17 protein-coding genes and 8 tRNA genes are annotated in these 14,099 nt (G+C 49.8%); 1 reads left to right on the top strand and 24 read right to left on the bottom strand.

Annotation, left to right across the window (positions count from 1 at the left end; translation table 11 throughout):
- Nucleotides 1–148 precede the first annotated feature (148 nt).
- The 22 genes from DP119_RS10205 to acpS all read right to left on the bottom strand — a co-directional run bounded on the left by DP119_RS10205 (nucleotide 149) and on the right by acpS (nucleotide 11,330).
- Nucleotides 149–222: transfer RNA gene (locus tag DP119_RS10205), tRNA-Gly, on the bottom strand.
- 22 nt (nucleotides 223–244) lie between these two features.
- Nucleotides 245–321 (bottom strand) — tRNA-Arg (locus tag DP119_RS10200).
- Nucleotides 322–338: 17 nt separating this feature from the next.
- Nucleotides 339–424: transfer RNA gene (locus tag DP119_RS10195), tRNA-Leu, on the bottom strand.
- A 101-nt stretch (nucleotides 425–525) separates the two neighbouring features.
- A tRNA-Gln gene (locus tag DP119_RS10190) sits at nucleotides 526–600 on the bottom strand.
- Between the two features lie 8 nt (nucleotides 601–608).
- Nucleotides 609–684, bottom strand: a tRNA-Asp gene (locus tag DP119_RS10185).
- Between the two features lie 3 nt (nucleotides 685–687).
- A tRNA-Met gene (locus tag DP119_RS10180) sits at nucleotides 688–764 on the bottom strand.
- A gap of 69 nt (nucleotides 765–833) precedes the next feature.
- Nucleotides 834–908: transfer RNA gene (locus DP119_RS10175), tRNA-Glu, on the bottom strand.
- Nucleotides 909–915: 7 nt separating this feature from the next.
- A tRNA-Asn gene (locus DP119_RS10170) sits at nucleotides 916–990 on the bottom strand.
- Between the two features lie 342 nt (nucleotides 991–1,332).
- Nucleotides 1,333–1,797, bottom strand: coding sequence for a SprT family protein (locus DP119_RS10165; RefSeq protein ID WP_112233071.1), 465 nt, complete (start codon nucleotides 1,795–1,797; stop codon nucleotides 1,333–1,335).
- Between the two features lies 1 nt (nucleotide 1,798).
- Nucleotides 1,799–3,979: a Tex family protein gene (locus DP119_RS10160; protein WP_112233070.1), complete on the bottom strand. Its 2,181-nt coding sequence runs from the start codon at nucleotides 3,977–3,979 to the stop codon at nucleotides 1,799–1,801.
- Nucleotides 3,980–4,081: 102 nt separating this feature from the next.
- The gene (locus DP119_RS10155) at nucleotides 4,082–4,681 is read right to left on the bottom strand and encodes a PP2C family serine/threonine-protein phosphatase (protein ID WP_068872095.1); all 600 of its coding nucleotides are present in this window, start codon (nucleotides 4,679–4,681) and stop codon (nucleotides 4,082–4,084) included.
- Complete coding sequence (gene sigB, locus DP119_RS10150) at nucleotides 4,681–5,463, bottom strand: RNA polymerase sigma factor SigB (protein WP_058381769.1); 783 nt, start codon at nucleotides 5,461–5,463, stop codon at nucleotides 4,681–4,683. Before sigB ends, DP119_RS10155 begins: the two co-directional genes overlap by 1 nt.
- Nucleotides 5,441–5,911, bottom strand: a complete 471-nt coding sequence (gene rsbW / locus DP119_RS10145; protein ID WP_058381770.1) for an anti-sigma B factor RsbW — start codon at nucleotides 5,909–5,911, stop codon at nucleotides 5,441–5,443. The genes sigB and rsbW overlap by 23 nt, the downstream gene beginning before the upstream one ends.
- 2 nt (nucleotides 5,912–5,913) lie before the next feature.
- Nucleotides 5,914–6,246 carry an anti-sigma factor antagonist gene (locus tag DP119_RS10140; protein WP_068460429.1) on the bottom strand — a complete coding sequence of 111 codons (333 nt, stop codon included), beginning with the start codon at nucleotides 6,244–6,246 and terminating at the stop codon, nucleotides 5,914–5,916.
- Nucleotides 6,247–6,340: 94 nt separating this feature from the next.
- Nucleotides 6,341–7,342, bottom strand: coding sequence for a PP2C family protein-serine/threonine phosphatase (locus DP119_RS10135; protein WP_112233069.1), 1,002 nt, complete (start codon nucleotides 7,340–7,342; stop codon nucleotides 6,341–6,343).
- 12 nt (nucleotides 7,343–7,354) lie between these two features.
- Nucleotides 7,355–7,756, bottom strand: coding sequence for an anti-sigma regulatory factor (locus tag DP119_RS10130; RefSeq protein ID WP_058381773.1), 402 nt, complete (start codon nucleotides 7,754–7,756; stop codon nucleotides 7,355–7,357).
- Nucleotides 7,757–7,758: 2 nt separating this feature from the next.
- On the bottom strand, nucleotides 7,759–8,121 hold the full coding sequence (locus DP119_RS10125; protein WP_058381774.1) for an STAS domain-containing protein: 363 nt from the start codon (nucleotides 8,119–8,121) through the stop codon (nucleotides 7,759–7,761).
- Entirely contained in the window at nucleotides 8,118–8,948 is an 831-nt protein-coding gene (locus DP119_RS10120) for an RsbT co-antagonist protein RsbRA (protein WP_112233068.1), read from the bottom strand. Before DP119_RS10120 ends, DP119_RS10125 begins: the two co-directional genes overlap by 4 nt.
- A gap of 179 nt (nucleotides 8,949–9,127) precedes the next feature.
- On the bottom strand, nucleotides 9,128–9,478 hold the full coding sequence (locus tag DP119_RS10115; RefSeq protein ID WP_058381776.1) for a type II toxin-antitoxin system PemK/MazF family toxin: 351 nt from the start codon (nucleotides 9,476–9,478) through the stop codon (nucleotides 9,128–9,130).
- Nucleotides 9,479–9,482: 4 nt separating this feature from the next.
- Nucleotides 9,483–9,767: a transcriptional regulator gene (locus DP119_RS10110; protein ID WP_112233067.1), complete on the bottom strand. Its 285-nt coding sequence runs from the start codon at nucleotides 9,765–9,767 to the stop codon at nucleotides 9,483–9,485.
- A 44-nt stretch (nucleotides 9,768–9,811) separates the two neighbouring features.
- Entirely contained in the window at nucleotides 9,812–10,960 is a 1,149-nt protein-coding gene (gene alr / locus DP119_RS10105; protein ID WP_112233066.1) for an alanine racemase, read from the bottom strand.
- Nucleotides 10,961–10,976: 16 nt separating this feature from the next.
- The gene (acpS, locus tag DP119_RS10100; RefSeq protein WP_112233065.1) at nucleotides 10,977–11,330 is read right to left on the bottom strand and encodes a holo-ACP synthase; all 354 of its coding nucleotides are present in this window, start codon (nucleotides 11,328–11,330) and stop codon (nucleotides 10,977–10,979) included.
- A gap of 68 nt (nucleotides 11,331–11,398) precedes the next feature.
- Between acpS and DP119_RS10095 the strand changes: the two genes are divergently transcribed.
- Nucleotides 11,399–12,013 carry a rhomboid family intramembrane serine protease gene (locus tag DP119_RS10095; RefSeq protein WP_058381780.1) on the top strand — a complete coding sequence of 205 codons (615 nt, stop codon included), beginning with the start codon at nucleotides 11,399–11,401 and terminating at the stop codon, nucleotides 12,011–12,013.
- Between the two features lie 17 nt (nucleotides 12,014–12,030).
- Here DP119_RS10095 and DP119_RS10090 read toward each other — a convergent pair whose 3' ends face one another.
- Together DP119_RS10090 and DP119_RS10085 are read right to left on the bottom strand one after the other, a co-directional pair.
- Complete coding sequence (locus tag DP119_RS10090) at nucleotides 12,031–13,602, bottom strand: PH domain-containing protein (protein ID WP_112233088.1); 1,572 nt, start codon at nucleotides 13,600–13,602, stop codon at nucleotides 12,031–12,033.
- A complete protein-coding gene (locus DP119_RS10085) occupies nucleotides 13,595–14,074 on the bottom strand; it encodes a PH domain-containing protein (protein ID WP_112233064.1) in 480 nt (159 codons plus the stop codon). The genes DP119_RS10090 and DP119_RS10085 overlap by 8 nt, the downstream gene beginning before the upstream one ends.
- Between the last annotated feature and the right edge of the window lie 25 nt (nucleotides 14,075–14,099).

Genomic DNA, 14,099 nt, shown 5'->3' with positions numbered 1-14,099 from the left:
GTTGATTGCTCAATACTGCTGGCGTATCGCCGTCATAAGACGCGCGATTCGCTTTGATCTGCCGAAGCTGATCAGTAAGTTTGCCGCGATCGCTCGCGGCTGTATTGTTGACGTTTTGCTGTTCAGTTTTCAAGGTTCAAAATAATGATGGAGCGGGTGAAGGGAATCGAACCCTCATCATCAGCTTGGAAGGCTGAGGTTTTACCACTAAACTACACCCGCATATTATATTATAGAAGATAAATGGCGCGCCCGAGAGGACTCGAACCTCTAACCGCTTGATTCGTAGTCAAGTACTCTATCCAATTGAGCTACGGGCGCAAATAATTGAATATGTATGGTGCGGCCGAGAAGAGTCGAACTTCCACGGGATTTCTCCCACTAGGCCCTCAACCTAGCGCGTCTGCCATTCCGCCACGACCGCAAATAATATATTTTTTGAGACAAATTCTATTATATAACTTCAGCCCTTCAATGTCAAGGACTATTCTTTTTAGTTCAAGTTCGTCTCAGCATCCCTAAAATTGGCTGGGGTACCTGGATTCGAACCAGGGCATGACGGGATCAAAACCCGTTGCCTTACCGCTTGGCTATACCCCATTGAAAAATGGCGGTCCCGACCGGGATCGAACCGGCGATCTCCTGCGTGACAGGCAGGCATGTTAACCGCTACACCACGGGACCATTTGGTTGCGGGGGCAGGATTTGAACCTGCGACCTTTGGGTTATGAGCCCAACGAGCTACCGAACTGCTCCACCCCGCGACAATAATAAATTTTTCAATTGCACCGTACACAAGTATTATATTAGAAAAAGTAATTCAATAATATGTATGGTGACCCCTACGGGATTCGAACCCGTGTTACCGCCGTGAAAGGGCGGTGTCTTAACCGCTTGACCAAGGGGCCAATTAAATGGCTCCGAAGGTAGGACTCGAACCTACGACCATCGCATTAACAGTGCGGTGCTCTACCACTGAGCTACTTCGGAATAATGTTTAAGTACTTGTCGACTTTTTCTATTATAAAGAGACAGACAGGAATCGTCAACACTTTTTATTCATCATTTTATATTTTAATTTGAGTTCTGTATTGCATTAAACAATCTGCATTTCAAATTGCCTGAGCCCAACGAGCATTCAGCTGATCCACGCGGATCTTTTGTCGAAGATTATGAGCGGCGGGTGAATCTTTAAACTTTTATAGCACCACCCTTGCTCTCCTTCTATTGAATACAAACTCCCAACATTTTCTTTCGTTTACCTGCGCCTGCGAGTCTTAGCTACAGACTGCTAGAAAAAAAAGAAAGAGCCGCTCTTTCAACGGCCCTTTCTTATAAACTCTTTTCTCTTTTCATCCGCAGCTTGCCGCTGCAGCGCCCGCATCTGTACTTCGCGGTGTTCATGCGGATCTTTCTCGGAAATTCCGTTTTACAGGCGAGGCATTCATATAGATGAAAGCCTGTGGCCTTCCGGCGTTTCTCTCCGAGGAGGGAACAATAGCGCGGAGAACCTGTCTCATGTAACAGCGCACGGAAATCTTTATCCCGATGTTTGTAGCCTTTCCCTTCAAGATGAAGATGGTAATGGCACAGCTCATGCTTGATGATGCCCGTCAGTTCATCGGCACCGAACTTCTCGTAAGAAGCGGGATTGATTTCGATGTTATGCGACCCCAACAAGTAACGGCCACCTGTGGTCCGGAGGCGTTTGTTGAAGACGCCTTGATGGCGGAACGGCTTTCCGAAGACGTCACGCGAAATATCTGCGATCATCTTGGTCAATTCTTCGTTCGTCATCTTATCTCTCCTGAAGATCCGGCTGTTGTTCTTTTGGCGGCAGCATCGTCAAGGCGATCCGGCCTTTTTGTTTTTCTACCTGGTCGACCCAAACGGTGACGATATCCCCCACTGCCACGACATCAAGCGGATGTTTAACGAATCCTTTTTTCAATTTAGAGATATGGACAAGACCGTCCTGTTTTACACCAATGTCAACAAAAGCTCCGAAGTCGACAACGTTGCGCACCGTTCCTTGCACTTCCATTCCAGGAGTTAAGTCTTCCATCTTTAAGACGTCGCTCTTTAGCAAGGGCTGAGGGAACTCATCGCGCGGGTCGCGGAACGGTTTCTTCAACGCATCCACGATGTCCTTGAGTGTCACTCTGCCGATTCCCCATTCCACGCTTAATACCTCGAGATCCAAGTCTTCCAGCTTCGCGATAATTTCCGGGCGGCCAATCATTTTCTTGTCCGCATCGATCAGCTTGAGGATCCTTTCGGCAGCTTCATAACTTTCTGGGTGAATGCCGGTGGCGTCTAGCGGATTCTTTCCTTCTGTTATGCGAAGGAATCCAATTGCTTGTTCATAAGTCTTGGCACCGAGGCGAGGGATTTTCTTTAATTGGACGCGGGAAGTAAAACGGCCATTCTCGTCTCTCACTTTAATAATGTTCTGGGCGACAGTCTTGCTAAGGCCGGCAACGTATTGAAGAAGAGAAGCTGAAGCAGAGTTAACATTCACGCCGACCTGGTTGACCGCAGTCTCGACAACAAAGGTCAATTGGTCTGCCAGCTTTTTCTGGGAGACATCATGCTGGTATTGTCCAACGCCTACAGCTTTCGGGTCGATTTTCACGAGTTCAGAAAGTGGATCTTGAAGTCGGCGGGCGATGGAAGCTGCACTGCGTTCTTCGACTTGCAAGTCCGGAAACTCTGCACGGGCCACGTCAGATGCCGAGTACACACTGGCTCCCGCTTCATTGACGATGACGTAAGACGCTTTCGTTGCAGTTTCGCCAAGGAAGTCCGCAACGAATTGTTCGGTCTCGCGTGATGCTGTGCCATTTCCGATTGCCATGATTTCAATAGGGTAGGTGTTTGTTAAACGCTGTAAGGTTTTCTTTGCGCCTTGTTGATCGGATTTTGGGGGATGCGGATAGATGACCGCTACTTCCAATAATTTCCCTGTCGCATCTATTACTGCTAATTTACAGCCCGTGCGGTACGCCGGGTCAATGCCAAGCACCATTTTATCTTTCATCGGAGGCTGCAATAAAAGATTGCGAAGGTTTTCCGAAAAGATATGAATGGCCTGTGTTTCGCCTTTTTCACTTAGTTCCGTGCGAATTTCACGTTCGATGGATGGTTGGATGAGGCGCTTGTAACTGTCCTCAATGGCCGCTTCTACTTCTTTCGCGGCAGGGTTTCCTGTTTTCATCCACTTATCTTTCATCGAACGGATGATTCGGTCTATCGGGGGCGTGACAGCTACTTTCAACACGCCCTCTTTTTCACCGCGATTAATGGCTAAAATACGGTGTGGAACAATTTTTTTGATAGCTTCGCTGTATTCATAATACATTTGAAAGATTTGCTTCTCGTCTTCATGCCCTTTTTTGGCAGCTGTCTCCAGCATGCCGCTGTCACGGGTCATCCGGCGGGCTTTCTCGCGGATCTCAGGATCGTCCGCAAAAAGCTCAGCTAAAATATCTTGTGCCCCTGCAATCGCTTCTTCCGCTGTTTTAACACCTTTATCAGCGTTGATGTAACATTCTGCAACAGTTTTCAGCGGCTCTTTTCCTGGTTTCAAAAGCCAATCCGCCAGTTTTTGGAGGCCTTTTTCTTTTGCGATGATCGCTTTCGTGCGCCGCTTCTGTTTATAAGGGCGATACAAATCTTCCACTCTTTGCAGTACAGCGGCTCCTTTGATGGCTTTTTCAAGTTCAGGGGTCAATTGTTCTTGTTCTTCAATAGAACGTAGGACATCCATTTTTCTCTGTTCCAAATTCTGGATATATGTATATCGATCTTCCACTGCTTTGATTTGGACTTCATCCAATGAACCGGTCGCTTCTTTTCGGTAACGGGCAATAAATGGCACCGTATTCCCATCTTCAAGCAACTCAATGACTTGCTTTGCCTGGTTTGGTTTAACGCCGGCTTCTTTGGCGATCAATGTGTGCAATTGCTGAGTATCCATTCCATGCACTTCCTTTCTACTGCTTTATTTTAACATGCCTATCGAAAGTCGGAGACACAAGCCTCTTCCTTGCCATTTTTCGCATAAAAAAGAAGCCTCCTCTTAATGAAGGAGGCTTCCTGAGATTAAGGTGGCATCGTCGCCAGTTTGAATCGATGCAAGAATATCTTCGTATAGCCGTCTAGGTGATCCCGCTTTTCTCATCATCGCTTTTGGATTGCGCAAATCCACGCCATCTGAGTGAATCAGGAACAAGTCATTTTCCAAGTACGTATAAAGCTGGGTTTTCAGCTTTTGGGGCCTTCCTGAAAGGTAACCCATGACTGGCAGCGGATAAATCACTTCATCGGTTTCTCTTCTATAAAGATAGAAACGGATATTCCCTACACAACTGTATTCCAAGGTGCGTTTCTTGAAATCGACTTTAAAGATAGCGACTGCCGCGCCGCGTTTTTGCATCATTAAACCATTGAAGCGGTTCATCAATTGATCGATTGTCTCATGATGATATTCTTTCAAAATTTGTGGGATGACCTGCGACGATTCACGCGCTACAGGGCCACTTCCCAAACCATCGGCTACGGAGCAAATAAAGTAATCATCCGTCAATACAGTGAAATAGCTGTCGCCGGATTCGTAATTCCCTTTTTTTGCCGCGTTGTAGGCATAGGCTTCCACATTTTCGTGTCGAATTTCTTCCACTAGGAAACCCCGCCAGCAGCCAAAATCGCTTCCTGAAGCTTTTTGATGGCTTTTCGTTGAAGGCGCGAAACGTGCATCTGGGAAATCCCCAGACGGTCGCCCGCTTCTTTCTGGCTCAGCTGCTCTATGTAGGTGTATTGGATGATCTGCTTTTCCCGATCGGAAAGGACATTCATCGCTTCCGCTACGAGCATGCGCTGATCCGCTTTTTCATATCCGTCGTCTTCTTGGCCGACTACATCGAACAATGTAACCGTACTGCCGTCCGAATCCGCCTCGAGTGAATGGTCCATGGAAAGTGCTTGATAGCTTTTGCCCATCTCCATCGCTTCCAAAACATCGTCTTCGTCAACGTCCAGATATTCAGCGATCTCCCAGACTTGCGGAGAACGCTGGAGCTCTGTCGTCAGCACTTCAACCGTCGCTTTGATGCGCGGCCCCAGCTCTTTTATGCGGCGCGGGACATGGATCGCCCATGTTTTATCACGCAAAAAGCGCTTGATTTCACCGATGATGGTCGGCACCGCGAAAGCTTCGAAGCTGCGGCCATAAGATGGATCGTAACGCCGGATTGCACCGAGCAAGCCAAGCATGCCCACTTGTGCAATGTCTTCGTGGTAGGATTTCCCGTTTGAATACTTGCGGGCAATCGATTCCACTAAACGGCGGTAATTAAGGACAAGGTTTGTCTGGGCTTCCTCGTCCTCTGTTTTCTGATAAGCTTCAATCCATTCCAGTACCTGTTCTTTCGTTGGCTGATTAGGATGAGATTGTTTCGACATCCTCTTCCACCCGCTCTCCTTCAACATGCTTGGTCATAAAGACAGTAACGCCTTCCTGATGATGCACTTTCACTTCATCCATAAGCGTTTCGATCAAATACAGGCCGAGACCTCCTTCGCGCAGGAACGCTCCCTCTTCCTGATCGTGATAAGGGCCTACCTTTGCCTTGGTTTCCTCAAAGTTGAAGCTTTGGCCGTGGTCGGCAACCATGATTTCAATTTTATCTTCATATAATGCACAGCCGATGACTACTTCGCCTTCTTCGCCTTCGGAATAGGCGTGCTGTACAGCGTTTGTCACCGCTTCACTCGAAGCGATCTTCAAATCTTCGATATCATCGAACGAAAACCCGATACGGCTTGCAAGGCCTGAAATCGTCAGGCGGGCTACGCCTACGTATTGGGATTTCGCCGGAACGCGCATCTCTACATAATCGAAAGGACGCATGATTAATTCCCACCCTTCCCGACTGCTGCTTCAATATCCATGATATCGCCTAGGCCAGTGATATCGAAAAGGCGCTTCAAACGGCTTGAAAGCCCCGTCAGTTTCAAATGGCCGCCTTTTGCGTTGATTGATTTATAGAACGCGACAAAAACGCCCAAGCCTGTACTATCCATGTAATCCACACCGGATAAATCCAGTTCGGCATTCAAGCCTTCCTGCTCCTGGTACGCTTCCAATTTCTCACGGAGTACCGGTGCTGTATGCGCATCGATTTCCCCGTGAATATCGCCTTTTAATTTATTGTCATTTTCTGTCAAATTAACTTGAATATTCATCTCTATATGACACCCCGTTTTGTATGATTCAATTCGGCTGAAAAAAGCCATTCTAAGCCTTGTTACCCGCTATTCAATGCCTTTAAACATGGAATTAAACCTTCTTGTAAATCACTAAAGTGAAATCATCCTGAAGTTCTGCATTTTGCATCCGTTCGAGTTCATCGTAGACGTGCTGGACGATTGCCTGAGCCGGTTCATCTTTCTTTTGCTCAATCAATTCATAAATGACATCCCGCTCGATAAAGCCTTCCTCTGTCCGGCCCTCGGTCACCCCGTCGGTCATCATGATGACCATGTCGCCTTTTCCCAAGGTGACGGAATGCTCTTCATAAACCGCTGCCGGGGAAACACCCAGCAGCAAGCCTTTTGCTTCGAGCTCGTCAAATCCCCCTGTATTCGCACGGTAGAGGATGGCAGGTTCATGGCCGGCCGATCCGTAAGTGAGCTTGGCCGCGCTTGCGTCATAATTCGCATAGAACATCGACACGAACATCGAATCATCGACACTTTTCTCGACGATCCGGTTAATGACGCTGAGCACGTCTTTCGGCATGGCGTGTGAACTGTTGAGGCTGTCCATGCCGAATTTGATCATGGACATGCAAAGAGCCGCCGGGAGGCCTTTGCCGATCACATCGGCAACAGCCACCCCAGCGTATCCATCGTAATCACTGACAAAATAAATATAATCCCCGTTCATCTTCTTGGCCGGTATCGACAATAAGCCGATATCCAAGCCATCGAGTGACGGCAATTTCGTCTTGAGCAAAGTTTCCTGCACATTGGCCGCCAAGTCCATTTCCACTTTCAGCTCTTCCTGGCGCTTCAGCAAACTTTGGCGTTCCTGCAGGGCCAATCCATAATTGATCATCATCTCGATCAGAAAATCGAAAGAATGCCAAACAACATCCGGGAGATCGCTATAGAGCTCCCGGATGGCTGCTTTGTGCATACTGATCACTTCTTCAGGAGAGATGTTCTCCAGAATGAGTTGCCTGCTGAAATTTTGGCCGACGTACAAATTTTGCTCCGTCTGCTTTTTTACATATTCGTTCAGAATTTCCTGGTACTGTGCTTCAATGTGTTGAGGCATTTAGCGTTCCCCCTAGCGGAGCCACTTCGTAGCCCGTATATCTGTCCCTTCGCCTTGGATCGTTTCGATCTTGAAATCGTCCATCAAGCGCTTGACACCCGGCAGGCCTGCACCCAATCCTCCTGATGTCGTAAATCCGTCTTCCATCACTTTCCGGACATCCGGGATCCCCGGGCCGCTATCGGCAGCGATGATCAGGATTCCCTTCATGCCGTTTTCGGTCAGCTGCTGGATTTCAATCCTGCCCTGGCCGGCGTATAAATAAATATTGCGGGCAAGCTCACTGATGGCTGTCGTGATCCGCGCTTGGTCCACGGTGCCGAAGCCGAGCTCTTTGGCGACATTGCGCCCAAGCTGCCGTGCCGCTACAATATCCCATTCCGTTAAGATTTCCACTGAGGATTGGTCGCTCATCTTCAAGCCTCCAATTCCAGTTGAAGTTTCTCCAAGCCGTTCTCTAGGTCAAGTGCCGTCATAACGTCTTCAAGTCGAATTCCGAGCTCGATCAAAGTGATGGCAACTGCCGGCTGGATACCGGTAATAACCACTCTTGCCCCCATCAGGCTGGACATGCTGATAACATCTCCCAGCACTTTGGCAATGAATGAATCAATAAAGTCGATGGACGTCAAATCGATGACCACCCCGCGGGCACTGGTTTCATGCAATTTAGTCAAAAGATCTTCCTGGAACTGCAAAGCCGTCTGGTCATCCAGTTCCCATTGGATCGAAACAATTAATGTATCTTTCAGTTTTAGAATCGGGATTCTCACATTCATGCTTCCTCAACCTCCACAATTTTTCGGTTTGTCCAAGCCAACGCTTGTTCTACGCCGCGCTGCAATGTGCTCGTTGTCGTAAAGTCGTTCAAATTGATGCCGAGCGTTACGATCGTCTGGGCAATTTCCGGACGGATCCCGACGAGCATGCATTTCGCCCCGACCAGGCGGACTGCATCGGCGGCTTGGATAATGTGATGGGCGACCATCGTATCGACGACCGGCACGCCCGTGATATCCAACAGCACCACTTCCGCACGGTGCTTGACGACGCCGTCGAGCAGGTTTTCCATAATCAATTTCGCCCGCTCCGTATCGATTGTGCCGACGAGCGGCATGACTGAAACCTTGTCAAATACCGGGATCAGGGAAGCGGAGAGTTCCTGCAACGCAATCTTCTGCAAGCTGACCGTGCGCTCCCACGTTTTGGAGTATGTATCGATCATGCTGTTGCGGATCGGCGTTGCCCAATTGGAAAATTCATGGATGAACCCATCCATATTTTCCTGGTGGATGATGCCGGAATCCCGCATTCCTTCATAGACGATTTCAGCGAAATGATCGATCGCTTTTGTCATGAACGTGATGGACCAGCCCAGGCGAACCACCTTGTCGGCGAAATCCTGTAAGCGGCTTTCATACACTTCGTTGCTTTCCAGCAAGCTCGAAGTCATCAAACCAGCGAATTCACGGCTCGTCTGATTCACCATCTCTTCTGACATTACCTGAAATGAGCGTTCATCCCTCTCATCTCTCATCATTTGCTGCCATTCAGCAATGACGCCGGTCATGTTTTCCTGTATATATGTAGCCATTTGTTTGTTCATCTTGTCGTAAAACCCTCCCGGTGACTCTTGCAGCCACAATTTCATACTTGTCTATCCATTGTATCGGAAAACGAAGCATTTCACATCTTTTTTGATGAACCGTCCCGATTTATGATGCTTTTCTATACGAAAACACCCCGAGAAAAGCCATCTCGGGGTATTTCCATGGAGTATGTATGCTAAAATTTTACAAGTCCGACACTAATTTCCAAGGCTTCGTCCACCTTTTCCATCAACGCATCGTCCAGCTGTGTGATCTTATCCGTCAAACGCGATTTATCAATCGTCCGCAATTGTTCAAGCAAAATAACAGAATCACGCTCAAAGCCATATTTTTTGGCGTTGATTTCCACGTGGGTCGGCAATTTGGCTTTCTGGATCTGGGCGGTGATCGCCGCAATGATCACTGTTGGACTAAACCGGTTCCCGATATCGTTTTGTATCACCAAGACCGGACGGGTCCCCCCTTGCTCAGACCCGACGACCGGTGATAATTCTGCGAAAAAAACATCCCCGCGTTTTACAATCAAGTTGTCACCCTCCGCTTACGAGTTGCACTGTCGTGTGCTCCGCTTCGTACTCAGCGTGCGAACATTCGCAGGCAATTGACAGGTTGATCTGCGACATTTCCACATAGCCCTTGATCATCGCTTCCCGAATATGATATGAATCGTAGACATTTTTTGTTACCCGTTGAGTCGATACATAGATAAATTCACCGTTTTCCTCAATGCGTTCGTTTGAGTGGGCAGTAAGTTCCGACATGAATTGCTTCGGCAATTTAACTACCACTTCTTTCGTCTTTGACTTCTCGTACACAGCCGACACCTCCGAAAATCCCGATCTCTGTCTAATTTACCTTCTCATCTTACCATTGAATCGTTCGGCTGAAAAGGCGATCCGGCATTTTTGGTGCCATTCACATAGACGCGCGGAACCCGCTTCGTCAAAATACAAGGGATTTCATAGGGGATTGTGCCCAGCTTTTCGGCCCATTCATCGATCAAGATTTCCCCGTCCCCTTGACGGCCAATCAGTTGGACCGGTTCTCCGACGGGCAGCTGCTCTTTCAGGCGGACCATGCATTGGTCCATGCAGATGCGCCCGACAATCGGCGCCCGCTGGCCACGGACCAGTACTTCCTGTCCTTGCAAGCCGCGCAGCATGCCGTCCGCATAGCCGACAGGAAGCGTGGCAATCCACTCTTCCCCTTCGCTCCGGTACGTCGCGCCATAACTGATTGTCGCACCTGGCTGCACTTTCTTGATGTGGACAATTTCCGTTTCCAGGCTCAGTGACGGCTCAAGCGCAATCGGCGAATGTTCGCCAACATAAGGTGACGGCGCGATGCCATAGAGCGATATGCCGATCCGGACGGCATCGCAAGCGACAGACGGGTGCATGAGCGCCGCAGCACTGTTCGACACGTGAACCATGACTCCTTCAGGCACTTGCCCCAGCACGCCGTTCATCCGCTCGGCTTGCTGCTCAAAAAGTGACGTGTCCTCATCGTCTGCTGCGGCAAAATGCGTAAAGATGCCATCAAACGAAAATACATCCGAAGCCAGTTTGGCAAATGCCGCTTCCGCTTCCTCGGGTTGTATGCCGAGACGCCCCATGCCGGTGTCGACTTTCAAATGGACACGGAGCGGCTGTCCTGAAACGGCAGCTTTCTCTGCCGACTCGATCCACTCGAGCGACAGGGCGGTAACGATGATATTTTCGCGTTGCGCTACCGGCACAAAAGCAGCGGGCACTGCCCCCATGACGAGGATATCCTGCTCGATTCCCCCGCGACGCAATAATAACGCTTCATCTGGCGTAGCGACAGCGAGCAGGCGGACGCCGTTTTCAACGGCAGTGCGGGCAACTTCTTCCGCCCCGTGGCCATAGCCGTCCGCTTTAACGACTGCGATCACTTCAGCGCCGCCAGCCCGTTTTTGGAATGCTGACAGGTTATTCCGGATCGCCTCTAAGTTGATGACTGCTTTTGTCGGTCGATACATTTCCATAATCTACACATCCTGTTCATTCGGTTTGCAAAACAACTTGCGCGGCGGCAAATTCTTTTGAGTGGGTGATTGAAACAAACCCGCATTCCGCACCGCGGAAAAACATGCCGGGTTTGCCGTTTGCATCTTTTCTGATTTCCATATCCGAAAAAGGGCAGGCTGCGCCGATTCCGGTTCCGCGGGCTTTGGCGAACGCTTCTTTCGCTGCAAAGCGGCCCGCCAGAAATTCGGTCCTGCGTTTGTTCTTCAATAGAAGATACTCGGCAAGTTCCGTTTCGGTCAGGACACGTTCGCGGAATTTCGAAGACCTTTCATCGAGCCTGCGGATTCTCTCCAGCTCGACGATATCAAGACCGATTCCTGTTATCATAAAGGTTTCTCCTTTCATTCGCAAATGGGTAACGGGTATAATAAAGCTATGAAATTGAGGTGACCTTATTGTTTATCAGAAGAGAAAGTTTTTCACAGTATTTAAGAATGTACCCAGTCGTATCGACGTTGATTGCGTTGAATGTCCTCATTCACTTACTGACATTTTTGCCGATGCTCGGTGAATACATTTACTATTATGGCGTCGGGTCGAACTTCCACATCGCGAATGGCGAGTGGTGGCGCTTTGTAACACCGATCTTCCTCCATGGGGGCTTTATGCATTTGCTGTTCAATATGTTCTCGCTGTTTTTATTCGGGCCGGAGCTTGAGCGTTTGACCGGCAAGATGCGCTTTATCACGATTTATATGCTAGCCGGCCTTTTCGCATCGGCGGCCACGTATTTCCTGCAGCCGCTCGATTATGTACATGTCGGGGCTAGCGGCGCGATCTTCGGGATCTTCGGCGCGTTCGGCGCGCTCGTCTATTACGGCGGCCGTGCGTTGCCGCAGCTCAAACAAATTATACTCCCGATCATTGTCATTAGTATAGTCATGACATTTGTGACACCGAACATCAACGTCACGGCGCACATCGCCGGCATGATCACCGGCTTCCTCATCGGGCTCAGCTATTTCCATCCGAAACGCATCGTCAGCTGGCGCGCCAAAAACCGCCGCTGACCCTCCTGAAAAAACCCTCAGCCGATTTCATTCGGTTGAGGGTTTTTCGTTGTTTCCTGATCGATTGCCTGGCGCTGCCTCGATGGTTCATACCAGGCCAGGATGCATTCGGCATCTTCCCGAGCCAGATTCGGCACTAGCGCGGTGGCTCCGAGCATGCCTGATTTGATCGTCGCATGGACAGACGCGACATCGCGGCGGCGCTGGAAAATCGTCCGTGTTACCGCAACTACTTGGATGCGTTTTTTCAGCATGTAAAAGCGATGCAGGCTGATGCCGCGGAATTGCGCCGTCAATTGGCGCCCCGAGATGGAGTATCCCGCCGAACGGTGCTGCCAGAGGCCGATGGCAACGATGACCGGAACGACCGCAATCGCCCATAAGCCATAAGGATAGAAGAAATAGCCGAGCGCCGCGAATGCCGGAACGAGCCAGCCGATCGACAGTCGGTAAAAGAACGGGCGGCTTCTTTTCGGCAAGCGGGTCAATTCCGGAGTCCAGTCGAAATCCGGGAACAGTTCATCCAGGACCGGCTTCATCTTCTCTTGCTTAACAAGCGGGAATAAACGGATCTTTTCATCTTTATCGGCCAAGGTGCCCCCTGCGCTTTCGACCGTGACGTTGACATAGCCGAATAATTGGCGCAGTGGATTTTGCGTCATTTTAATGCCTTGCACGCGGTTAAACGGCACAGAGACTTTTTTCTTTTCCAACAAGCCTCTTGTAATGTAGATCCGTTCATCGTCTGCATGGATGGTGAATTGATAATTGGCGATGAGTGTCATGGCCACCGAAATGACCCACGCAAGCAATAGCCCCGCGAACACGGTCAATGCAACAACCAGATAGCCGAAGCGCATGAATAGCATGACTTCCTCGTAGATGGCATCGTATGGGATCAACTCTGCGAATTGCGATAAGAACAAAGCCACACCGGAAATGACGACGCCAATCCCTCCGGAAGTGGTCGCGAGCACCAATAATTCCTTCATGCTCATGCGGTACAAAACACGCGCTTGTTCTTCCACAGGCTCATCGCGTGGCGGCTCGGCTTCGGCCGGCCCATAGAGCTTTTCGCCACCCGGCCCGGCTTGCGGTGCATAACCGCGTTTCGCCATATGCATTTCCTGTTCGATACGGTCGGCTTCCGCCCGGTAAATGGCGGTCAGTTCCGCTTCCGACTGTCCCGCTTTTCCGGAGCCGGCCGTTTCGACTTTCACTTTGACGAGCCCGAGCGGCCGGTGGAAAATCCCCTCCGTGTAGTTCAGGCTCTGGATCCGTTCAAACGGGATGTAGCGTTTCTTTTTGACGAACAACCCGTACTCGATCCGCAGCTCCCCGTCTTCAAACCAGTAGACAAAGCGTTTCCATTTGATGATGCCGGCAATCAGCATGAACAGCAGCACCACGCCGCCGATAAGCAGCGGCAATAAGCCTTGCCAGCCCTGGTTGAACATGCCCGAAATGCCGTCTTCGCGGAACAAGTTCGCTCCGAAAATGATGACGAAAGGCAAGATCAATTCTTTTAAGCCTTTAAGGAAATTAATGAGTGCTGAAATGGGATGCAGTTTGTAGCGTGTCTCAGACATCATCTTCCGCCACCCTTGCGAGCACGGAAATACGGGAGCGCAATTCATCCGCTTCTTCCGTTATCAATGCTGGAATGGTATGGGTTGTCGCGGCAGTCGAAATGGAGATCTCCGACAGGTCATATTTGCGGAGAATGGGCCCTTGTTCGGTGTCGACGTGCTGGACGCGGACCATCGGCACAAGCGTCCGTTTGACGATGAACAGGCCGTGCTGCAATTCGATTTCCTGGTCACGCACTTCGTAACGCCACCTTTCCCAGCGGATCTTCGGGAATAGATAGATGAACAGGAATGCGAACAGCACCAAGACGCCTCCCGCTGCGGCATAAATCCAATTTGGCCAGTCGAAGAAATATGTAAGGGTCCCCATGCCCGCCAACAGCACAGCGACAACCGCTGTCTCGATCGTTCCGTAGAGGCGCCAGACAGTCAGCCCCTTTCGCGAGATCCGGTTTTTCGGTTGATGGTTCATTATGTCATCTCCAATCAAGAGTACT

The sequence above is a fragment of the Planococcus maitriensis genome, assembly GCF_003289925.1.
GTDB lineage: Bacteria > Bacillota > Bacilli > Bacillales_A > Planococcaceae > Planococcus > Planococcus maitriensis.
Note: the sequence above shows the minus strand (reverse complement) of the source record. Positions and strands in the feature narration are given on the sequence as shown.

Bases quoted from the DNA above. Each gene is read 5' to 3' on its own strand.
- DP119_RS10165 (WP_112233071.1), bottom strand. From the start codon at position 1,797: ATGACGAACGAAGAATTGACCAAGATGATCGCAGATATTTCGCGTGAC.
- DP119_RS10160 (WP_112233070.1), bottom strand. From the start codon at position 3,979: ATGGATACTCAGCAATTGCACACATTGATCGCCAAAGAAGCCGGCGTT.
- sigB (WP_058381769.1), bottom strand. From the start codon at position 5,463: ATGTCGAAACAATCTCATCCTAATCAGCCAACGAAAGAACAGGTACTG.
- rsbW (WP_058381770.1), bottom strand. From the start codon at position 5,911: ATGCGTCCTTTCGATTATGTAGAGATGCGCGTTCCGGCGAAATCCCAA.
- DP119_RS10140 (WP_068460429.1), bottom strand. From the start codon at position 6,246: ATGAATATTCAAGTTAATTTGACAGAAAATGACAATAAATTAAAAGGC.
- DP119_RS10135 (WP_112233069.1), bottom strand. From the start codon at position 7,342: ATGCCTCAACACATTGAAGCACAGTACCAGGAAATTCTGAACGAATAT.
- DP119_RS10130 (WP_058381773.1), bottom strand. From the start codon at position 7,756: ATGAGCGACCAATCCTCAGTGGAAATCTTAACGGAATGGGATATTGTA.
- DP119_RS10125 (WP_058381774.1), bottom strand. From the start codon at position 8,121: ATGAATGTGAGAATCCCGATTCTAAAACTGAAAGATACATTAATTGTT.
- DP119_RS10120 (WP_112233068.1), bottom strand. From the start codon at position 8,948: ATGAACAAACAAATGGCTACATATATACAGGAAAACATGACCGGCGTC.
- alr (WP_112233066.1), bottom strand. From the start codon at position 10,960: ATGGAAATGTATCGACCGACAAAAGCAGTCATCAACTTAGAGGCGATC.
- acpS (WP_112233065.1), bottom strand. From the start codon at position 11,330: ATGATAACAGGAATCGGTCTTGATATCGTCGAGCTGGAGAGAATCCGC.
- DP119_RS10090 (WP_112233088.1), bottom strand. From the start codon at position 13,602: ATGTCTGAGACACGCTACAAACTGCATCCCATTTCAGCACTCATTAAT.
- DP119_RS10085 (WP_112233064.1), bottom strand. From the start codon at position 14,074: ATGAACCATCAACCGAAAAACCGGATCTCGCGAAAGGGGCTGACTGTC.